The sequence below is a fragment of the Wolbachia endosymbiont (group B) of Xanthorhoe designata genome (assembly GCF_964028585.1).
Classification (GTDB): domain Bacteria; phylum Pseudomonadota; class Alphaproteobacteria; order Rickettsiales; family Anaplasmataceae; genus Wolbachia.
On sequence record NZ_OZ034794.1, the window covers coordinates 293970 to 312128 of the forward strand.

The following is an 18159-nucleotide window of genomic DNA, read 5'->3' on the forward strand; positions in this document are numbered from 1 at the left end:
TTTCTAGGGAATTATTATATTCTAGAAAAAGTAAAATGTCATCCAGATAGACTAATGTACAAGGTAAGCTGAATGTCTATAAAGAAAAACAGCAAGGCATTTTAGGATTTGCTATATCGCATCAGGAGCTCAAGAGTACAGCTTACAATTACAGATAGGTATAGTTGAGTTTAAAGTAACTACATAAATTTACTACAATTTTCATACCTATAAGCTGCTATGCAACAAAGCCCTGTGTAGGTATAATTTTGACAGGATACAAAGCTTAATGGAGAAAGTTACGAACATCAGTGAAAAACATGGCAATTTTATTCTCATTTGCAGCTGCTATCACGTCTTGATCTTTCAATGAGCCACCTGGCTGAATTATAGCTGTAATTCCATGCTTTGCACTTTCTACTATACTATCTGGAAATGGAAAAAATGCATCTGAAGCAAGCACTGCGCCTTTACATTTTTCACCTGCTTTTTTTACTGCAATATTCACACTATCTATTCTGCTTGTTTGTCCTGCACCGATGCCAATAGCACAACCGTCTTTTGCTATCACTATTGCATTGGATTTTACATGTTTACATATTTTCCAAGCAAAAATAAGATCTTCCTTCTCTTTTTTTGTTGTAGTGCATTCTGTCACTCGGTTTATTTCTTCTACTTTTACTGTATGGTTATTATTTTCTTGCACTAAGAACCCGCCAACAACATTTTTGATTTGATATTTTGCATTTTGCTGAAGAGATTGATGAATAATCACTCTTAAATTTTTCTTTTTTTGTAAAATTTTTAGTACCTCATTGTTTACCGATGGTGCTATCACCACTTCCAAAAATATCTCGTTTAATTTCTCTGCTAGCTTTAAATCTATCTCCCGATTGAAAGCAACTATTCCACCAAAACTGCTTATTTCATCACATGATAGAGCTTTTTCATATGCTTTTAAAGCACTATCACTAACAGCAACGCCACATGGATTATTGTGCTTTATTATCACTGCTGCAGGTTCTTGAAACTCAGAAATTATGTTAAGTGCAGACTCTATGTCGACTATATTATTATAGCTCAATTCTTTTCCATGTATTTTCTCCAGTGGATATTTGCTAAATTGATTGCTATAAAATGCAGCTTTTTGATGAGGATTTTCACCATACCTGAGTCCTTGTGCTTTACATCCATATAGAGTAAAAAACTCTGGTAACTCATTGCTTTTACCCTGTGATAAAAACCAATTGTAAATATTAGAATCATACTGTGCAGTCAGAGCAAATGCTTTAGTTGCTAGATGTTTTCTATATTCTAATGTTGTCTGATTGTTATTTTTGATCATCTCAGCTTTCAGTGTTTCGTAATCTTGAATTCTAGAAATCACTGAAGTGAAATGAAAGTTTTTTGCTGTAGCTCTAATTAATGCTACTCCACCTATATCTATTTGTTCTATGATTTGCTTCTCACTTGAGTTGCTATTAACCGTTTTCCAAAATGGATATAAGTTAGTTATAAGCAGATCTATCGGCTTAATTTCTAGATTCTGCATTTCCTCTTCGTGCCTTTTTCGATCACAGAGTATTCCTCCATGAATTTTAGGATGTAAAGTTTTCACTCTGCCATCTAGTATTTCTGGAAATTGTGTGTAATCTGAAACTTCTTGCGTTTTTATTCCCGCACCTGATAGCACTTTATAAGTATTCCCTGTTGAGAGAATTTCTATTTGTTGCTGCATCAAAAACGATGCAAGTTCAATTATATTTGTCTTATCGTATACTGATATTAAAGCTCTTTTAATTTTCATATGGAAGGTTTCTTAAGATTATATCTAAGAAAAGAAAATTTGTCTATATATAGCTACTACGTCATACCGCCACGTTATCCACAACTGTACGAACATTGTGATACAAGAGACCAAGAAAGATGTCATCCCAGTGCCCAGACACTGGGATCCAGAAAACTTCACTTTCAATGAACACACCAGGTGGCTGTACAATAGAAACTGGATTCCATTATCAAGCACTGGAATGACACCATCTACTACTCAAATTACCTGCAAATTGCAATGTTCGTACACCAAAACGCGGTATCTTGTTGTAGATTCCGCTAACAAGCAGCGGAATACCAAATTGTAGAAGTTGCTTTAGCTCTCCTCACCCTCCCTTCAAAGTAGTCTATTCTATAAATTTTTTTGTTAAACTTGATTTTAAGCCACGAACAAAATCTTTAATATCGCAAGGATTTCTTCCTTCCATTTGTACAACTTTAGGAATTAAAGTACCACCTTTTAAACTTATATGCATATTATCATTAATGATCTCACCTTGTCCTGAAGTGAAGGCTTCAAATTCAGCATCAAGTATCTTGATACGTTTATTCTCTACCTTAATGAATGCTTTTGGATAAAATGCTTTAACCTTTCTATAAGCAATTTCACAGGCGTCACTTGCGTAAATTTTATAGTCTTTTACTTTGTCAGCATAGCACGCATCGTTATCGCTCTGTTTTAAGGGAACTTGCTTTTCAATTTCGTTTAGTACTTTCAGCAGTAAATCACTACCTAATTCAGACAATTTATCATACAACGTCTTATAATTATCGCTTTTTTCAATAAGAAACTTTTTCTGTTTTAAAATAGGGCCAGAATCTAATCCTTCATCTAGCTGCATAATGCTAACTCCGGTTTCTTGATCTCCGGCTAAAATTGTGTGCTGTATTGGAGCTGCACCGCGCCACCTAGGCAGCAATGATGGATGAATATTAATACAACCATATTTGGGAATATTTAAAATTTCTTTTGGAAGTATCAATCCATACGCAGCAACAACTGCAACATCTGACTTAAAATTTCTAAACTTTTCTTGCTCTATTGAAGATCTTAGAGAGGTAGGAATACATACCTCTATGTCACTTTCTTCAGCAACGACGTGTACTGGGGATTTTGTTAACTTTCGCCCACGCCCTGAAGGTTTTGGAGCCTTGGTATATAATGCTACTATTTCGTTATTTGATTTCAATAGTAAGCTTAACGTACTAACTGCAAACTCCGGTGAACCCATGAAAATAATTCTCATTAGGTGTTTTTGCTTTAAGAATTTTCTGCTAACTTACTATTTACAGTTTCTACTAATTTAGCAAAATCATCCTTATAGTTAACAGCCATCTCAGCAAGAATTTTCCTATTTAAATCAATTTCAGCAAGTTTAAGACCATGCATAAATCTACCGTAAGTAAGTCCATGTTCTCTTGCCGCTGCATTAATACGTATTATCCACAAACCACGAAAATCACGTTTACAGGTTCTTCTGTCTCTGTAAGCATATTGGAGTGCTTTTTCAACTCTTTGTAATGCAATTCTATAACAATTTTTTGCCCGTCCTCTATAACCCTTTGCTAGCTTCAATATTTTTTTATGACGAGCATGAGTAGTGACTCCACGTTTTACTCGAGCCATTTTTATTTTACCTCCATTTTGTTAAATACCATAAGGCATATAAAGCTTAACTATGCGCGAGTCAGATTTATTAAGAATCGTTGTACCACGCTGATTACGAATATTAGATTTACTTCTCTTTACCATACCATGTCTTTTACCTGACTGAGTAGAGATGACTTTGCCCTTAGCTGTAAGGTGAAAGCGCTTTTTGACAGAAGATTTAGTTTTTAATTTCATTTTTGTCATATCCCAAACAAGTTCCGCTATTTAGTTCTTTAGTAGTAATTAATTATGAGTATAGATAATTTTGTTAAAGAATCAAATTAAAATTGTGTTTTAGAGGAGCTTAAATGTAATCACACCCAGTATATGTGTTATACCTTCTTTATCTCCAATTGGCAACAATACTTGCCTCATTTTAACACTTTCACTTTCTTCCTCTTCGTTAATTGAGCATTTACTCTCTATTACAGTCTCAAGTTTATCAATAACTGCATCTATTTTATATAGCCGCAAAAATGGTGCATCAATTGAATACTTATTATCGATGTACATCTTTTGTTCAAAACCATAAAATTCAATAGCCTTTTCTCCTGCATTTTCACATATATAACCTCGTTCTTTAACTTCAATGATAAAACAATGCTGCCATGACTCCATGATTTCTGCAGTGTCTATTTCATGTCTTTCTGGCCATTCTCTATCTGATCCTTTTATATCACTCCAATGTTGAGTAACTATATTCACTATTCTTCTTTCTTTGCCTGCATAATTTTCCATTCGAAATTCCACATATAAAACACAGATATGAGGTAAACTTATCGTGAATGTATTGATTTTTTCTTACTAAAGGATGCAGATTATTGAAAATTCTCATCCTGTTTACACAACAGGTAATGATACATTAAGTATAATAATTAGAACATCAAAATTATTAAATGAGGAAACTGTAAAAAATAATAAAAAAATTCTATTTTTGCAATATTTTGGCTAAATAATACTATTACCTCTACTTTCTAAGGTTATTGTACTTAATAACTTACTAGATGGAGTTTCTTCCTTAGAACTACTATGGATTTTATTTTTTCTATTATAAAACCAACATTTAAATGGTACAGCTGCTGCGATAGCTGCTAACAAGACTACTACCACTGCTAACATACCTACTGTTAACACTCCCATATTTTCCTTATTTGATCGAGATGTTTCCAATAATTTAAATCTTCTCAAGTTCATATCATAAATCATAGGATTACCCAAAATATTTGTCGTATTTTTAACATTTCCTATATTTTGAATTGTAATTCCATTACTAGCGTTTAATTTTTTCATTTTTTCCATTACTTGTTTTAAGTTTGGTAGTTCTGTTGTTGTACTTTCAATATCACCAGCTTCCATCTTTTGCAAATTCTCATTACTCAAAAACTCTTTGAGATACTTTTCATAAAACTCTTTGGCATTATATTCTTTATAACTTCGTATTTTTCCACTCTTAAGATCAGAAACGATATTATCAATCATCACTTTTGGATTTTCTGCACGCACTATTTCTCCTTCAGCAACAAGAATACGATAAGATGTATCATCAAGCATACATACATACTTAAGTTTTAAATCACCTCCTCCCAATAGAAAATATATTGTTCTATTTTGTTCTACATTTTGCAATTCAGATTCAATACTAATCCATCTATTCCTTTTTCCTTATTGATTAATCCTTTTTCTCGTACAGTATCTTTAACGTGTAACAATCTTCCTGGCATATATGACCTCCAAATAGATCAATATTTCCTTGTGTATAAAAGATAAATTATTTAAGTCCACATTTTTTTACTAAGATTTTTATTATACTAAATAGTATATGTATTAATATTCGGATTGATCTTACTCTCATTGCAACTTATTATACCTTAGTAAAAACGATATAAAATTAGAGAAAGAGTTATAAAATTTTTTGTAAGACAGGAAAATTTCTTCTCCTTTGGTTCCAGAGCATTACAAATGCTAGAGAGCTAAGTTGATGGCACTGTTGTGCCATCAAACTCTGGAATTTTATTCGATGCTAATTTGAGGAGATAGATGTGCTACGGATGTAGCATTGCTGAGCAAAGATTCTATTTCTGATGTAGATCCGGAATGCTCAAGTTGAGCTTGTTCAGGAAGGTTTTTCATCGCTTTTTCAACATCGTAGCTACCTTCCCTATTTTTTCTATGCCATACAAAGTATCCTAATCCTGCAAAAGCTACTGCTAGCACTCCACCCAACATACCACCAGCAATCCCTGCTATTCCTATATACTGTCCTCCATTTATTTCGGGTAATTTAGGCCCTTCCACATCTGTGCTATTAAATATAGAATGATCTAACACTTCTTGTGAATTACTATCAAAACGGGAAACACTACTTATATCTTCAGGAGCAATTCCATAACTAGCATTTGATTCTTCTATTTCATTTATTACGTCATTAATCTCTTTAGTAGTTACTTTGCTTGATGCAAAATCGAATTCTTGTTTTGTTAAAGAAGCTGATTCGATAGTTACATCTTCCTGCATCTGATAATCAATTTCTTCAGTAGTAGATTCTCTCAATTGGCTATTTTCATCAGTTCTTTCTTTTAGCTTTTTTGAACTATCCTTACCCAATTCATCTACAAGGTTTTTTAGATATATTTTCTTAAATTCTCTATAATTATATTCTTTACCTTTTTCTATTTCTCCACTCTTAAGACCTAAAATAATTCCATCTATTGTCGATTTACGAATTGCTTGAGGAATGTCTATTGAATTTACTATTCCTGTAACCAAGCCTATCTCAGCTGCTCTAGAAGATATAGAGAGGTCTTTTACTGTTAAATTCTCTCCTTTAATTAAAAATTCTACCCTTCTGTTTTGTTTTATACTTTCCAAGTCAGATGCAATTCTAATTGTTGGACCATCCATCTCCTGCTTATTTGTTGTTTCTCTCTTTCGCATGCTATTCTTAGTGTTTTGGAATTTTTTTGGCATTTCACACTCCTTAAATTAATTAATAAAAGTATTATTTGAATTAACAAATACTTCTCTATGTTAGTGGATAAAATATTTAAACCTATATCTTTTTATTAAAATTTTTATGTAAAAGTTACTTTTATTATACTAAGTAATGTATATATTAATATCTAGATTGATAAATTGATTTTACTTCTGTTACAACTTATTATCCATAGATAACCTCAGTAAAAACGATGAAGCTAAACGAAATTAGAGAAAGATTTATAAAATTTTTTGTAAATAATAATCATGAGCAAGTTCCTTCTTCTCCTTTGATTCCAGAGCATGACCCAACACTCATGTTTACAAATGCTGGTATGGTACAGTTCAAAAACATCTTTACCGGCACGCAAAAAACTGAAATGAAACGTGCCGTCTCAAGTCAAAAGTGTCTCAGAGCAGGTGGTAAACACAATGATCTTGAAAATGTTGGCTATACATCTCGGCATCACACATTTTTTGAAATGCTCGGAAATTTTAGCTTTGGTGATTACTTTAAAGAAACTGCTATAGAATTTGCGTGGAAATTTATTACTGAAGAATTGTCTCTTGATAAAAACAGACTATCCATAACTGTTTACCACACTGATGATGAAGCATATGAAATTTGGCGTAAGATAAGTGGCCTTTCAGATGATAAAATCATAAGAATTACAACAGATGATAACTTTTGGAGCATGGGCAATACTGGTCCATGTGGCCCATGTTCTGAAATCTTTTACGATCATGCAAATCAGGATTTGCATGAAGACGGCAGAATTGTTGAAATTTGGAACCTGGTCTTCATGGAATTTAATAAAGATGAAGAAGGTAATTTACAAAAATTACCAAAAAAATGCATCGATACCGGAATGGGCCTTGAAAGAATAGCAGCTGTTATGCAGAACATTCATGATAACTATGATATTGACCTATTTTCTGCTCTGGTAAGTAAATCGCAAGAGTACTGTGGAAATACGGAAAATAAAGTAGCTCATAAGATTATCGCAGATCACCTTCGTGCAGCTGCATTTCTCATCGCAGAAGGAGTGCTTCCTGGAAATGAAGGAAGAAATTATGTACTACGCAGATTGATCAGGAGAGCAGTACGTTATATCCACCTACTTGGATATAATGATTCTCTATTGAACCTTGTTTTTCCTGCACTCATAGATGGCACAAGTTTGGCTTATATGGGAGATGCTTATCCAGAGCTAATCAGAGCTAAAAGCTTAATAGAAACAACGTTAAAATCAGAGGAAGAAAACTTTAAAGACACTTTAATGAAAGGCATTAATCTCTTGGACAAATTCACTGCAGATTTAAAATCAGGTGACACTCTATCTGGAGAATCAGCATTCAAACTATATGACACTTATGGATTTCCTTTGGATATCACACTTGATATTTTGAAAGAAAGGAAAATAAATTTTGACCAAAAAGGTTTTGATAATGCAATGAAAGAGCAAAAAGAAAGAGCACGTGCTAATTGGACTGGCTCTGGTGAAAAGTCTGTTGAACAAGTATGGTTTAATTTAATCGATCAGTTTGGCAAAACGGAATTTGTTGGTTATGAACGTGATGAAGTAAGGGATGCAACAGTACTCGCAATAATTTCCCCTAAAAATGAAGTAATTGATTCTGCAAAAGAAGGAGAAAAGATAACTATTATACTTGATAAAACACCTTTTTATGGAGAGTCAGGTGGACAAGTGGGAGATATTGGAAATTTTATCAAATCTGATGGAAGTATGGTAATAGTTGAAAATACCAACAAGATTAACGACCTATATTTACACAGATGTATAGTTGAATCTGATTCAGTTCGTAAAGGTGATACAGTTACAGCTAGTATTGACAAGAAAAGAAGACAAGACTTAAGAAGAAATCATTCAGCTACACATCTTCTACACTTTGCACTCAGAAAAATTTTGGGTGATCATGTTACTCAAAAAGGTTCTCTAGTCGCACCGAATAGGCTAAGATTTGACTTCAGTCATAACACGCCAGTAACTCAGGATCAGCTATTTTGGGTAGAAGATATGGTAAATTCTCTAATTAGAGAAAATCTTTCTACATCTACAAAAATTCAAGGTATGGATCAGGCAATAGATGAAGGAGCCATGGCCTTATTTGGTGAAAAATATGGTGATAAGGTTAGGGTTGTAAAAATTGGAGATTCAAAAGAATTATGTGGCGGTACACACGTGGAGCGTACTGGAGAAATTGGTTTGTTTAAGATAGTAGCAGAATGTTCCGTTGCATCTGGAGTAAGAAGAATCGAAGCTTTAACCGGTCAAGAAGCAATTAATTATGCACGCAATAATGAAATTAGCTTAAAAAAAGTTGCAGAATGCGTAAAAGCACCAGTAAATGAAATAATAAGTCGACTCAGTATTGTAAGCCAGGAGCGCAAAGAATTTGAAGTCAAAATAAAAAATCTTTATAAAAAGCTTATCAGTGTAGAAACTGTAAAAAGTACCGAAATAAATGGAATAAATTTCGCAAGCCACACTTTCAATAACGTTCCAGGAAGTATAATAAGGGAATTTGCTCTACAGCAACAAAAACCGAAAACTGTAATAGCCTTCATGGTAACAGAAAAGGATAAAACAGTTTTGATTGTCAAAGTAAGTAAAGATTTAACTAATAAGATCAATGCAAAAGAGCTAGTATCTACTGTAACCAGAAGGGATTGCGGTGGAAATGCCGAACTTGCCCAAACAGGTTGTGATAACAATAAAATAGATGATGCCATTACAGCAATCCATAGCAAAATAACAGCTTGCAAAAATTAATACACCCTACTACCTCGGTATCTTTTAAACGTGAACAGAATCGTCAAGGTATTATGCAAATAGGGGTAGAAAAGACTTAACTGTCAAATGAGCATATCAGGTAATAAAAACTGGATTACAGCTCCATGCTCTGGAATGATATCTAGGTTTAAAGTCCACATAAAAATCATTTACAATCTACGTTCAATATGATAAATTGAAAACAGTTTATTCCTCGGTAGCTCAGTGGTAGAGCAGTTGGCTGTTAACCAATTGGTCGCTGGTTCGAATCCGGCCCGGGGAGCATTATTTTATACAATCTGTACATTTCACTTTTAGCCCAAAATTCACTACCTTTTTTGTCTCTTAAACAGACAAAACGTGAGAAGTTATATAGGTTTAAAGCCTTTACTATCAAAATGCAAAGATGCCTGCACCTCACTTAGCTTGCTATCTGGCTCCTCTACTATTTTTCTTTTATTACATTGCCTTCTTAATTCAGGTAGAAAATTTTTAGGCAACGTGCTATCAATACTGCAATAATTAAAAATAAGCGAAGTAAGACGTACCAAATTTCCACTCGTCAAAGTTTGTGCACCTCTGTAATTAATGCTGTTATCATATACTTTAAGTGTAATAAGATTTGTAAGATTTCCACTCGCTAAAGCTTCCGCACCTTTGTCACTGATTTCATTAAATCCTAAACTAAGTAAAGTAAGATTTGTAAGATTTCCACTCGCTAAAGCTTTCGCACCTCTATCGCCAATTTTATTATCGTATAATTTAAGCTCACCAAGGCTTGGAAAATTCCCGCTTGCTAAAGCCTCTGTACCTTCATCACCAATTTCGTTTCCTCCTAAATCAAGTGAAGTAAGATTTGTAAGATTTCCGCTTGCTAAAACCTTTGCACCTTCTGTACCAACATAACTGCAACTTAGATCAAGTGAAGTAAGATGAGAAAGCTGAGCTAATTCTTTTATAACCTCATAATTAATTTTTGAACATCGTAAAATAAGCTTTGTAATGTTTGTATTGCTTTTTAAAAAGTTTACTAATCTATAAACATTAATTATAGAACCTGATGTTGCTAAAGTATTATCCTTTACATATTGGCTAGAGCTCATTTAACCTCACTATTAAAGCTATGCAAGTGTTTTAGTAAACACTTCAGCAACTGTCAATCACTTTAATAAAATATTTTATGAAAAACTTCATATACCATTGCCTCCAAGCAGCTTTTTCTATCTCTTATTTTAACACAAAAGTTGTGAGAAGAGTTTGTTTTTGGTACCATTGAGGGTTTCGATGTTAACTTTTATATGAACTTTAAATCAGTCGTTTTATGTATACTAGATGGCTGGGGTAATGGAATAGAAAATAGTAAATACAATGCTATTAGCAACGCAAACCCACCCTGTTGGCAATATATTCGCTCTCATTATCCAAAATGCAGTTTATCCGCCTGTGGAACTGATGTTGGATTACCAGAAGGCCAAATAGGCAATTCAGAAGTTGGCCATATGAATATTGGCAGTGGTAGAGTGGTAATGCAAAGCCTTCAGCGTATTAATCAAGAAATCGAAACGATAGAAAATAATGCAAATCTACAGAATTTTATTAATGATCTAAAAAGTAAGAATGGCATATGCCATATAATGGGATTGATATCAGATGGCGGTGTTCATTCGCATCAAAAGCACATTTCATCTTTAGCAAACAAAATATCACAGCGCGGAATTAAAGTTGTAATACACGCATTTTTAGATGGCAGAGACACACTGCCAAATTCAGGGAAAAGATGCATTCAAGAATTTACAGAAAGCATAAAGGAAAATGATATAAGAATCTCCACTATCTCTGGGCGTTATTATGCTATGGACCGTGATAATAGGTGGGAAAGAACAATTGAAGCTTATAAAGCCATCGCATTTGCAAAGGCGCCTCGTTATGATGATGCAGTATCGCTCATTGATGAAAATTATCAAAATAATATAACCGATGAATTTATCAGGCCCGCAATAATAGGAGATTATCAAGGTATAAAACCAGAAGATGGATTGCTATTGGCTAACTTTCGTGCTGATCGAATGATACAATTGGCAAGTATTTGTCTTGGTAAAGCAGGCTATACTGAAGTGGCAAAATTCTCTTCAATTTTAAGTATGATGCAATATAAAGCGGACTTAAAAATCCCTTATCTCTTTCCTCCTGAATCTTTTGCCAACACTTTGGGACAGATAATAGAAGACAATAAACTACGGCAACTGTGCATTGCTGAAACTGAGAAATATGCTCATGTGACTTTCTTCTTCAATTGTGGAAGAGAAGAACCTTTTTCTGGTGAAGAAAGAATACTCATTCCTTCACCAAAAGTTAAAACTTATGACCTGCAGCCTGAAATGTCAGCCTTTGAGCTCACAGAAGAGCTTGTAAAAAAAATTTATTCTCAAGAATTTGCGCTGATAGTTGTAAACTACGCTAACCCTGATATGGTGGGACACACAGGTAATATAAAAGCGGCCGAGCAAGCTGTGCTCGCTGTAGATGATTGCCTTGCAAAAGTACTCAGCGTTGTCAAAGAAGTGGGTAATACTGCACTCATTGTTACAGCAGACCATGGTAATGTGGAATGTATGTTCGATGAAGAAAATAACACACCTCACACAGCGCACACTCTAAATAAAGTTCCATTTATTATATCTTGTGAAAATTTAAAACTGAGAGATGGAAAATTATCTGATATTGCACCTACTATTTTACAGCTACTTGGACTCAAAAAGCCAAATGAAATGACAGGTAGTTCATTAATTGTGTAGTGCGCTTTATATTACTATAAATCTATAAATAAGGGCTGATTTGCATTAGGAAATAAAACACTGTGCATAGCAGATAGCATATCTATTTGCTGCTCCAAATGGCCATGTTGTGCTTCTACATTAGAGTATTGAATATGATTTTTGCTAGCATACACAGATAAAGAACCATCGTCTTCGACTGCTTTGTTATTTTGCAATACTATATTAAAAATTTCCTTCTGTTTTAAAGCATTAAACCAGCCCTCATCTGTCGTGTAAAAAAATTCACCCGTTCCATTTTCTGGACATACCTCTGGATAAATCTTTAGCACATCATGAGAAAGTGGTGGAGAAAAATAGCTTTTGAATGAGTAGCTGGGAGAGTTGTGATTATTGTGCAGAGCAATAACATGATCTTGACCAGGAAGCAAAAAGTCTAAAATTTTTTCTGCAAAGTTTCTAGTAATTCTCAAAGCATCTTCTGAAAAATTGCCAAACTCTCTTAAGCTAGCTTCTGCACCTACATCATCAAACATGCGATTGGGATCGAATTCATACCGCTCACTATTTAAGTAAAATTCTACATTGCGCGGAGTACCATCACCATGAGTAATGTACAGCATTCTTCCACCAAACTCCTCGATTATATTCTCACCGGCTTCTTTTGAAGTTACTTCATTTTGATGCACATTGATAAAATTGATTCCACTTGTATCGCTACTTTTAATAAAAAGTTTAACTGTAGTATCACCTAGCGCCAGATCATATTCTTTAGTGTCGATGTTTGACATTCCGCTGCCATCAATAATCAAAGCAAAAAAATAGCCCAAATTTTACTTTATGTTAGTTATAAGCTTTTATTTTAAAATTTTTTGCTGTCAACATTAATGATTCATTAAAGAAGCCATCAATATCATCAATACTACCTATGCTTTTTGTATTGATAGATTGGTCAATTCTTTTAACTAAATTGGATAGAACTTTATTAGGCCCAATTTCAACGAATTTATTAGTGCCACGGCTTGTCATATGTAAAATCATTTCTCTCCACCTCACTCTGCTTACGACTTGCTTAGCGAGCAAAGCTCTTATGACCTCTGGATCACTTTCTTTCTTAGCTGTAACGTTTGATACAAAAGGAATCGAAGGGCGAGTTATGTTGATGCTTTTTAAAAATTCCAGAAGTTTTTCATCAGCGGGTTTCATAAAAGATGAGTGAAAAGGCCCACTAACTTGTAATCTAATCATTTTCTTCACACTCGAATTTTTAAACAAATCAGGTAACACCTCAAGAGCTTCTGCGGTACCACTCACCACTACCTGCCCACCACCATTATCGTTTGCAATTTCACAATCAATTTGAGCTGATTTTAATATACCTTCTACTTCACTTATTTCTGCTCCAAGTAGAGCAACCATTCCACCTTTACATTTCAGCGAGGCTTCATGCATTGCTTCGCTACGAACTTTTAGTAATTTAACTGCAGACTCAAGCGTCAATGCCCCTGCAGCACAAAGCGCTGTATACTCGCCAACTGAATGCCCACAAACATACTGAACGCTGTAAAGAGATTCGCCAAATACGTGCTTCATAACACGTAGCGTTGCAATTGACACTGCCATTATAGCTGGCTGAGCGTTTTCCGTGATGGTTAATTTCTCAATAGGACCATTGAAAATCAAATGAGACAGCTTTCTACCCAATATGTCATCTACTTCATCAAATACGTTCCTTGCAACTGAAAATTCATCATATAAGCTCTTTCCCATTCCTACAAATTGGGAGCCCTGACCAGGAAAAGCAAAAATCATAAAAAATTTTTCATTCTTCATTGAGAATACTACTTTATTTATTTTTTGTCAATATTTCACAATAATGATTGACCAAATGAACCAGATTCACTAAAATCTTAGCTGGTAAGAAATTTGTAAGAACAATGGCAGAAATCGATTATCACAAAGTTACTATAGTTATGACAGATGGTCAAGAGTTTGAAACTTATTCCACTTATGGAAAAGAAGGTCAAAGAATAAAGCTTGATAGAGATCCTCTTACTCATCCTGCATGGACTGGAAGTTTGACAAGCGGTTCAGGGGAGAAGGATAGTAAAATAGCTAAATTTAATGATAAATACGGGAGTCTTTTTTAGTTCCTCCCCTCTTTATTTAACATGTATAAATATAAAAATGTAGGCTATATTGCTTCTTCACTACCCAAGTCTCAGGAAGTATCTAAACTACTACAGGAGCTTAATTTTATCAATATAGCAGAAGCAAGTAAGCCTGAAGTTGATTTGCTGATAGTTGTTGGTGGTGATGGTTTTATGCTACGCACCCTGCACGACTACGTCATAGGAAATAAAGATACACATGTGTATGGAATAAATACCGGCAACGTCGGGTTTTTAATGAATAAATGTTTTAAAGATCCAATTGATCATATAGAACATGCAGTCCCTACTCAGCTAACTTTACTAAAAATGGAAGCCACAGACATAGGTGGCAAAAAACACCATTACATAGCAGTAAATGAAGTGTATGTCTTTAGAAATGCAAATCAAATAGTAGAGATGAATATTACCATTAATGATAAGCTAAAAGTAGAAAAATTCAGAGGGGATGGCATAATATTGTCTACTCCCACAGGCAGCACTGCATATAACTTCTCTGCCGGCGGGCCAATCTTACCACTTAATTCAAATTTATTTGCACTGACTTCCATTAATAGCTACTACCCAAGGCGTTGGAATGGAGCGCTAATCTCAAATGATACAATAGTGCAAATTGATATCAACGACGTGGAAAATCGTCCAGCACTTGTAGTATCAGATTACAAGGAATTTCCTGATATATCGCAGATAAAAATGCAGAAAGATCACGAAAACACAGTCACTCTGCTTTTTGATAAAGATTGCTCATTAGACGAGAGGATTTTTGATAAGCAATTTTTATACTAAATTCTTCATATTTATCTTTAAATTAGTATTTACCATATCTTAGTAAATACAGAGTAATTAATGTAACATTGTAATTAATTTTGGAGCAAATATGCCTGGGAATGAAAAGAACGTCACACCGCTTTCTCATACAGCAGTTAATGAAAATGGTGCAGCAACTTCACCAATACCAACTCCCGGAACAAGCACTTCAAAACAAAATGGCAAAAATCCATTACCACCTGAAAAAGTAGAGAAAATTATCTCAAATATACTCGCAAGCAATAGCGCACTATTAATATTTGATTTTAATCAAACAATTGTCGAGAGTCCCATTTGCAATCAATTTGCATCCAAAAATTATAGTGATTATGGTTCAGGCAAAGAAAATGCATTAACTGACGAAAAAATAAAAGAATTTTTACAAAACTCAGGAATTAAAAATAAAGAAAAGTTAAAGTCTGTATTAGAATCTGCACTTTCAAGCGGAGTAGAAGTTGCCGTTGTATCACCTACATACCCCAAAGCAATAGAATATATAGTAAAAAATCATTTAGATTTAACAGAAGAGCAGACACAAATCATCAAAGTATTTAAAGGAATAACTAAGCGTCAAACTTCACGAATTGGAGATCAAAAAACAATTGATAAGCCTCAAGATCCACAAATCGGAAAACACCTATGTGTTTTATATCTTTTAAAAGCATATAAAAAAGACAAAGATATGTTACCGCAAAAAGTAATGTTAGTTGATGGTAATATTCGGAACACTAATCCTGCTGATGACTTTTGTAGAAACATACAGGAATTACTAGAAAAAGATATGAATAGCCTCTTAGAAAATATAGATCAAAAAATAGCGGAAGTTGATGTCAGTGAAAAAGAATTAAAAAATATCACATTAAAGGGGATTAATGTATCTGGTGAACAAACAACAGACAAAGCAGCGGGTGGTGATTATTTAGATGAAGTAAAAGAATGGATTAAATCGAATAAACTTAATTCAGAAAGTACTATTTATACAACTATAGAAAATAGTTCAGATGATAATTTTGATGTCCCCAATCCCAATAACTCATCATCACAGTTAAACAGAAAATTGAGTAGCAGTACATATTTAACTTCTCCACCATCATATAAGACAGATGGCTCTGAAAATTCTTTTATCTCAGATAGTAAATCTGATACAGATAACAAATTTAAACTGCAAAAAAACAGATTCTGGCCCAAAGCGCAGTACGCCATGCAGCAGAAAGGCGTTGTAATTTTTGGTGCGGCCGCTATCGTGCTTAGCACATCTACAGCTTTAGTATATTTACAAGATAAAGCAAAATTTATTACGTTCTTTACAAACAGTCCACTCTATACCGTCGTACCGATTATTGCAGTTGCTTCATTGTTTGCAATTAGCCCAATGCTGCTTGGAATAAAACAGTTTGTAAATACCAAAGAATATCAAACTCAAGGAAAAAATGCAGATGAAGTTTTAGACAATGTTTTTAGACACCAGCCAGAAGGTAAAGTTATAAAGTCTGTAAGGCTGAAGTATAGCAACGGCACTCATTCAAATTTTGTGCTTAATGCTTGGGAATCTAAAAAAGGCTTCGTCAATATTGATGAAAAAGTAATCAGTAAAACTAATAAAATAGAGTCCGTAATTAATAATAGGCCACTATTTACTGCATTATTAACTGGTGTAGTTGCTGCAAATATAGCGCTCCCTTCATTTCTTTATGCAGAAGGTGGTGTTAATAATATACAAACATTTTACCAAAACCCTTTGACCAATAATATAAGATTATTACCACTTATAGGCTTAGGTATATTTGCATTACTAGCTGTGTATCTTGGCGTGCATTACTATAGAAAAACAAATTGCACTAATCTTGTATATTCTGAAGAAACGATTGATCCCCAAAATATTAACGAGAAATTCATTGAGGAAATAAAACAAGAAAGAACAAACGTTCTTGGAGAAAATCATAGCAAAGACGCTAAACGCAGCAGTTTAACGCTTGAGCAGGTTGTAGTTCAATCTCACAATTGTAAGGATGCTATCTATAGTATAAGTGAATGAAATAAATCTCCTACAATGTCCATTGATTGGAATTTTTATACTTGCTAAGGCCTCGCTATTTGAGTACCTTAAGCTAAAGGGGTTTGTTTATGAAAAAAGCTTTAGTATTTATACCTTTAGCGGCATTTATATTGATAGTCGTTAATTTTCTATATAAAAATAGCGGAACTGATGATTCACAAGTAGTAAACGTTTATTCATCACGTAAAGAAGAATTAGTACATAGTTTATTTGATGAATTTACAAAAAATACCGGTATCAAGGTACGTTATATCATTGACGATTATTCTCAATTGCTTTCACGCATGGAAAATGGTGGTGAAGCTGATTTGTTTTTAACTGCAGATGCGGTAAATTTGATTTTAGCGAAAAAAAGAGGGCTCTTATCTCAAGTGGATTCAGAGACTCTAAAAAATTCCATACCTGCAAAATTTAGAGATAATGAAGATTATTGGTTTGGTCTAACAAAAAGAGCTAGAATATTGGTTTATAATAAAGAATCAGTAGATCCTAAGGAATTAAGTACTTATGAAGATTTAGCGGATGAAAAATGGAAAGGGAAAATATTAGTACGCTCTTCCACAAGTCCATATAATCGATCATTGATCGCTTTTATGATTGCAAAAAATGGTTTTGAAAAAACAAAAGAATGGGTGAGTGGAATTGTAAGCAACATGGCAAGAAAACCAAGCGGTGGTGATACAGATCAAATTTATGCTGTAGCCGCTGGTGAAGGCAATGTTGCAATAGTAAACAGCTACTACTTTGCAAGAATCCTTTCATCAGAAAATAAAAAGAATATCACAGAAAAGTTAGGAGCTTTCTTTCCTAATGATGGTGTAATGGTGAATCTTAGTGGTGCAGCAGTAACAAAAAACGCAAAAAATAGAGAAAATGCTATAGCTTTATTGGAATTTTTTGTAAGTAAAAAAGCTCAAGAATTATATGCTAAAAAAAATCAAGAATATCCCATTGTTGAAGGTATTGAAACTTCTGATGTATTAAAATCTTGGGGGAATTATCCACAAAATGATCTACCTATAAGTGAGCTTGAAAAGCACCTCTTTGAGGCTGTTATGATAGCAGATGAATGTAAGTGGAAATAAAATTTTATAGCTTCCTTCTACTTTACTTTACAGTTGTG

Annotated in this window: 16 protein-coding genes, 1 tRNA gene and 1 pseudogene; 8 read left to right on the forward strand and 10 right to left on the reverse strand. The window is 33.9% G+C overall.

Annotated elements, in window-relative coordinates:
- Positions 1-265 precede the first annotated feature (265 nt).
- A complete protein-coding gene (gene purH / locus ABWU64_RS01390) occupies positions 266-1786 on the reverse strand; it encodes a bifunctional phosphoribosylaminoimidazolecarboxamide formyltransferase/IMP cyclohydrolase (protein ID WP_015587851.1) in 1521 nt (506 codons plus the stop codon).
- Between the two features lie 76 nt (positions 1787-1862).
- Between purH and ABWU64_RS06445 the strand changes: the two are divergent.
- A pseudogene (locus ABWU64_RS06445) lies at positions 1863-2015 on the forward strand (WPE palindromic element domain-containing protein); the annotation flags it as partial.
- 141 nt (positions 2016-2156) lie between these two features.
- On the opposite strand, the gene fmt reads toward ABWU64_RS06445, so the two are convergent.
- The 6 genes from fmt to ABWU64_RS01425 all read right to left on the reverse strand — a co-directional run bounded on the left by fmt (position 2157) and on the right by ABWU64_RS01425 (position 6427).
- Positions 2157-3056, reverse strand: coding sequence for a methionyl-tRNA formyltransferase (gene fmt / locus ABWU64_RS01400; RefSeq protein ID WP_015587850.1), 900 nt, complete (start codon positions 3054-3056; stop codon positions 2157-2159).
- Between the two features lie 14 nt (positions 3057-3070).
- The gene (rplT, locus tag ABWU64_RS01405) at positions 3071-3436 is read right to left on the reverse strand and encodes a 50S ribosomal protein L20 (protein ID WP_015587849.1); all 366 of its coding nucleotides are present in this window, start codon (positions 3434-3436) and stop codon (positions 3071-3073) included.
- Positions 3437-3457: 21 nt separating this feature from the next.
- Positions 3458-3664, reverse strand: a complete 207-nt coding sequence (rpmI, locus tag ABWU64_RS01410) for a 50S ribosomal protein L35 (RefSeq protein ID WP_015587848.1) — start codon at positions 3662-3664, stop codon at positions 3458-3460.
- Between the two features lie 90 nt (positions 3665-3754).
- Positions 3755-4198, reverse strand: a complete 444-nt coding sequence (locus tag ABWU64_RS01415) for a PAS domain-containing protein (protein WP_353279696.1) — start codon at positions 4196-4198, stop codon at positions 3755-3757.
- A 210-nt stretch (positions 4199-4408) separates the two neighbouring features.
- Positions 4409-5011, reverse strand: a complete 603-nt coding sequence (locus tag ABWU64_RS01420; protein ID WP_353279697.1) for a hypothetical protein — start codon at positions 5009-5011, stop codon at positions 4409-4411.
- 459 nt (positions 5012-5470) lie between these two features.
- Positions 5471-6427: a hypothetical protein gene (locus ABWU64_RS01425; RefSeq protein ID WP_353279698.1), complete on the reverse strand. Its 957-nt coding sequence runs from the start codon at positions 6425-6427 to the stop codon at positions 5471-5473.
- Positions 6428-6645: 218 nt separating this feature from the next.
- Between ABWU64_RS01425 and alaS the strand changes: the two genes are divergently transcribed.
- Positions 6646-9228, forward strand: coding sequence for an alanine--tRNA ligase (alaS, locus tag ABWU64_RS01430; RefSeq protein WP_353279699.1), 2583 nt, complete (start codon positions 6646-6648; stop codon positions 9226-9228).
- Between the two features lie 211 nt (positions 9229-9439).
- Positions 9440-9511: transfer RNA gene (locus ABWU64_RS01435), tRNA-Asn, on the forward strand.
- A gap of 85 nt (positions 9512-9596) precedes the next feature.
- On the opposite strand, the gene ABWU64_RS01440 is transcribed toward ABWU64_RS01435, so the two are convergent.
- On the reverse strand, positions 9597-10331 hold the full coding sequence (locus tag ABWU64_RS01440) for a hypothetical protein (RefSeq protein ID WP_341815441.1): 735 nt from the start codon (positions 10329-10331) through the stop codon (positions 9597-9599).
- A gap of 195 nt (positions 10332-10526) precedes the next feature.
- On the opposite strand from ABWU64_RS01440, the gene gpmI reads away from it, so the two are divergent.
- Positions 10527-12023 (forward strand): 2,3-bisphosphoglycerate-independent phosphoglycerate mutase, encoded by a 1497-nt coding sequence (gene gpmI, locus ABWU64_RS01445; RefSeq protein WP_353279700.1) that lies wholly within the window; start codon positions 10527-10529, stop codon positions 12021-12023.
- A 14-nt stretch (positions 12024-12037) separates the two neighbouring features.
- On the opposite strand, the gene ABWU64_RS01450 is transcribed toward gpmI, so the two are convergent.
- Complete coding sequence (locus ABWU64_RS01450) at positions 12038-12793, reverse strand: hypothetical protein (RefSeq protein WP_341815439.1); 756 nt, start codon at positions 12791-12793, stop codon at positions 12038-12040.
- 52 nt (positions 12794-12845) lie between these two features.
- Complete coding sequence (gene fabD / locus ABWU64_RS01455; RefSeq protein ID WP_353279850.1) at positions 12846-13814, reverse strand: ACP S-malonyltransferase; 969 nt, start codon at positions 13812-13814, stop codon at positions 12846-12848.
- Between the two features lie 125 nt (positions 13815-13939).
- On the opposite strand from fabD, the gene rpmE reads away from it, so the two are divergent.
- The 4 genes from rpmE to ABWU64_RS01475 all read left to right on the forward strand — a co-directional run bounded on the left by rpmE (position 13940) and on the right by ABWU64_RS01475 (position 18121).
- On the forward strand, positions 13940-14152 hold the full coding sequence (gene rpmE / locus ABWU64_RS01460; RefSeq protein WP_006013575.1) for a 50S ribosomal protein L31: 213 nt from the start codon (positions 13940-13942) through the stop codon (positions 14150-14152).
- Between the two features lie 21 nt (positions 14153-14173).
- A complete protein-coding gene (locus tag ABWU64_RS01465) occupies positions 14174-14959 on the forward strand; it encodes an NAD kinase (protein WP_353279701.1) in 786 nt (261 codons plus the stop codon).
- Between the two features lie 91 nt (positions 14960-15050).
- Positions 15051-17015: a hypothetical protein gene (locus ABWU64_RS01470; RefSeq protein WP_341815436.1), complete on the forward strand. Its 1965-nt coding sequence runs from the start codon at positions 15051-15053 to the stop codon at positions 17013-17015.
- An 89-nt stretch (positions 17016-17104) separates the two neighbouring features.
- Positions 17105-18121, forward strand: a complete 1017-nt coding sequence (locus ABWU64_RS01475) for an extracellular solute-binding protein (protein WP_353279702.1) — start codon at positions 17105-17107, stop codon at positions 18119-18121.
- Positions 18122-18159 lie beyond the last annotated feature (38 nt).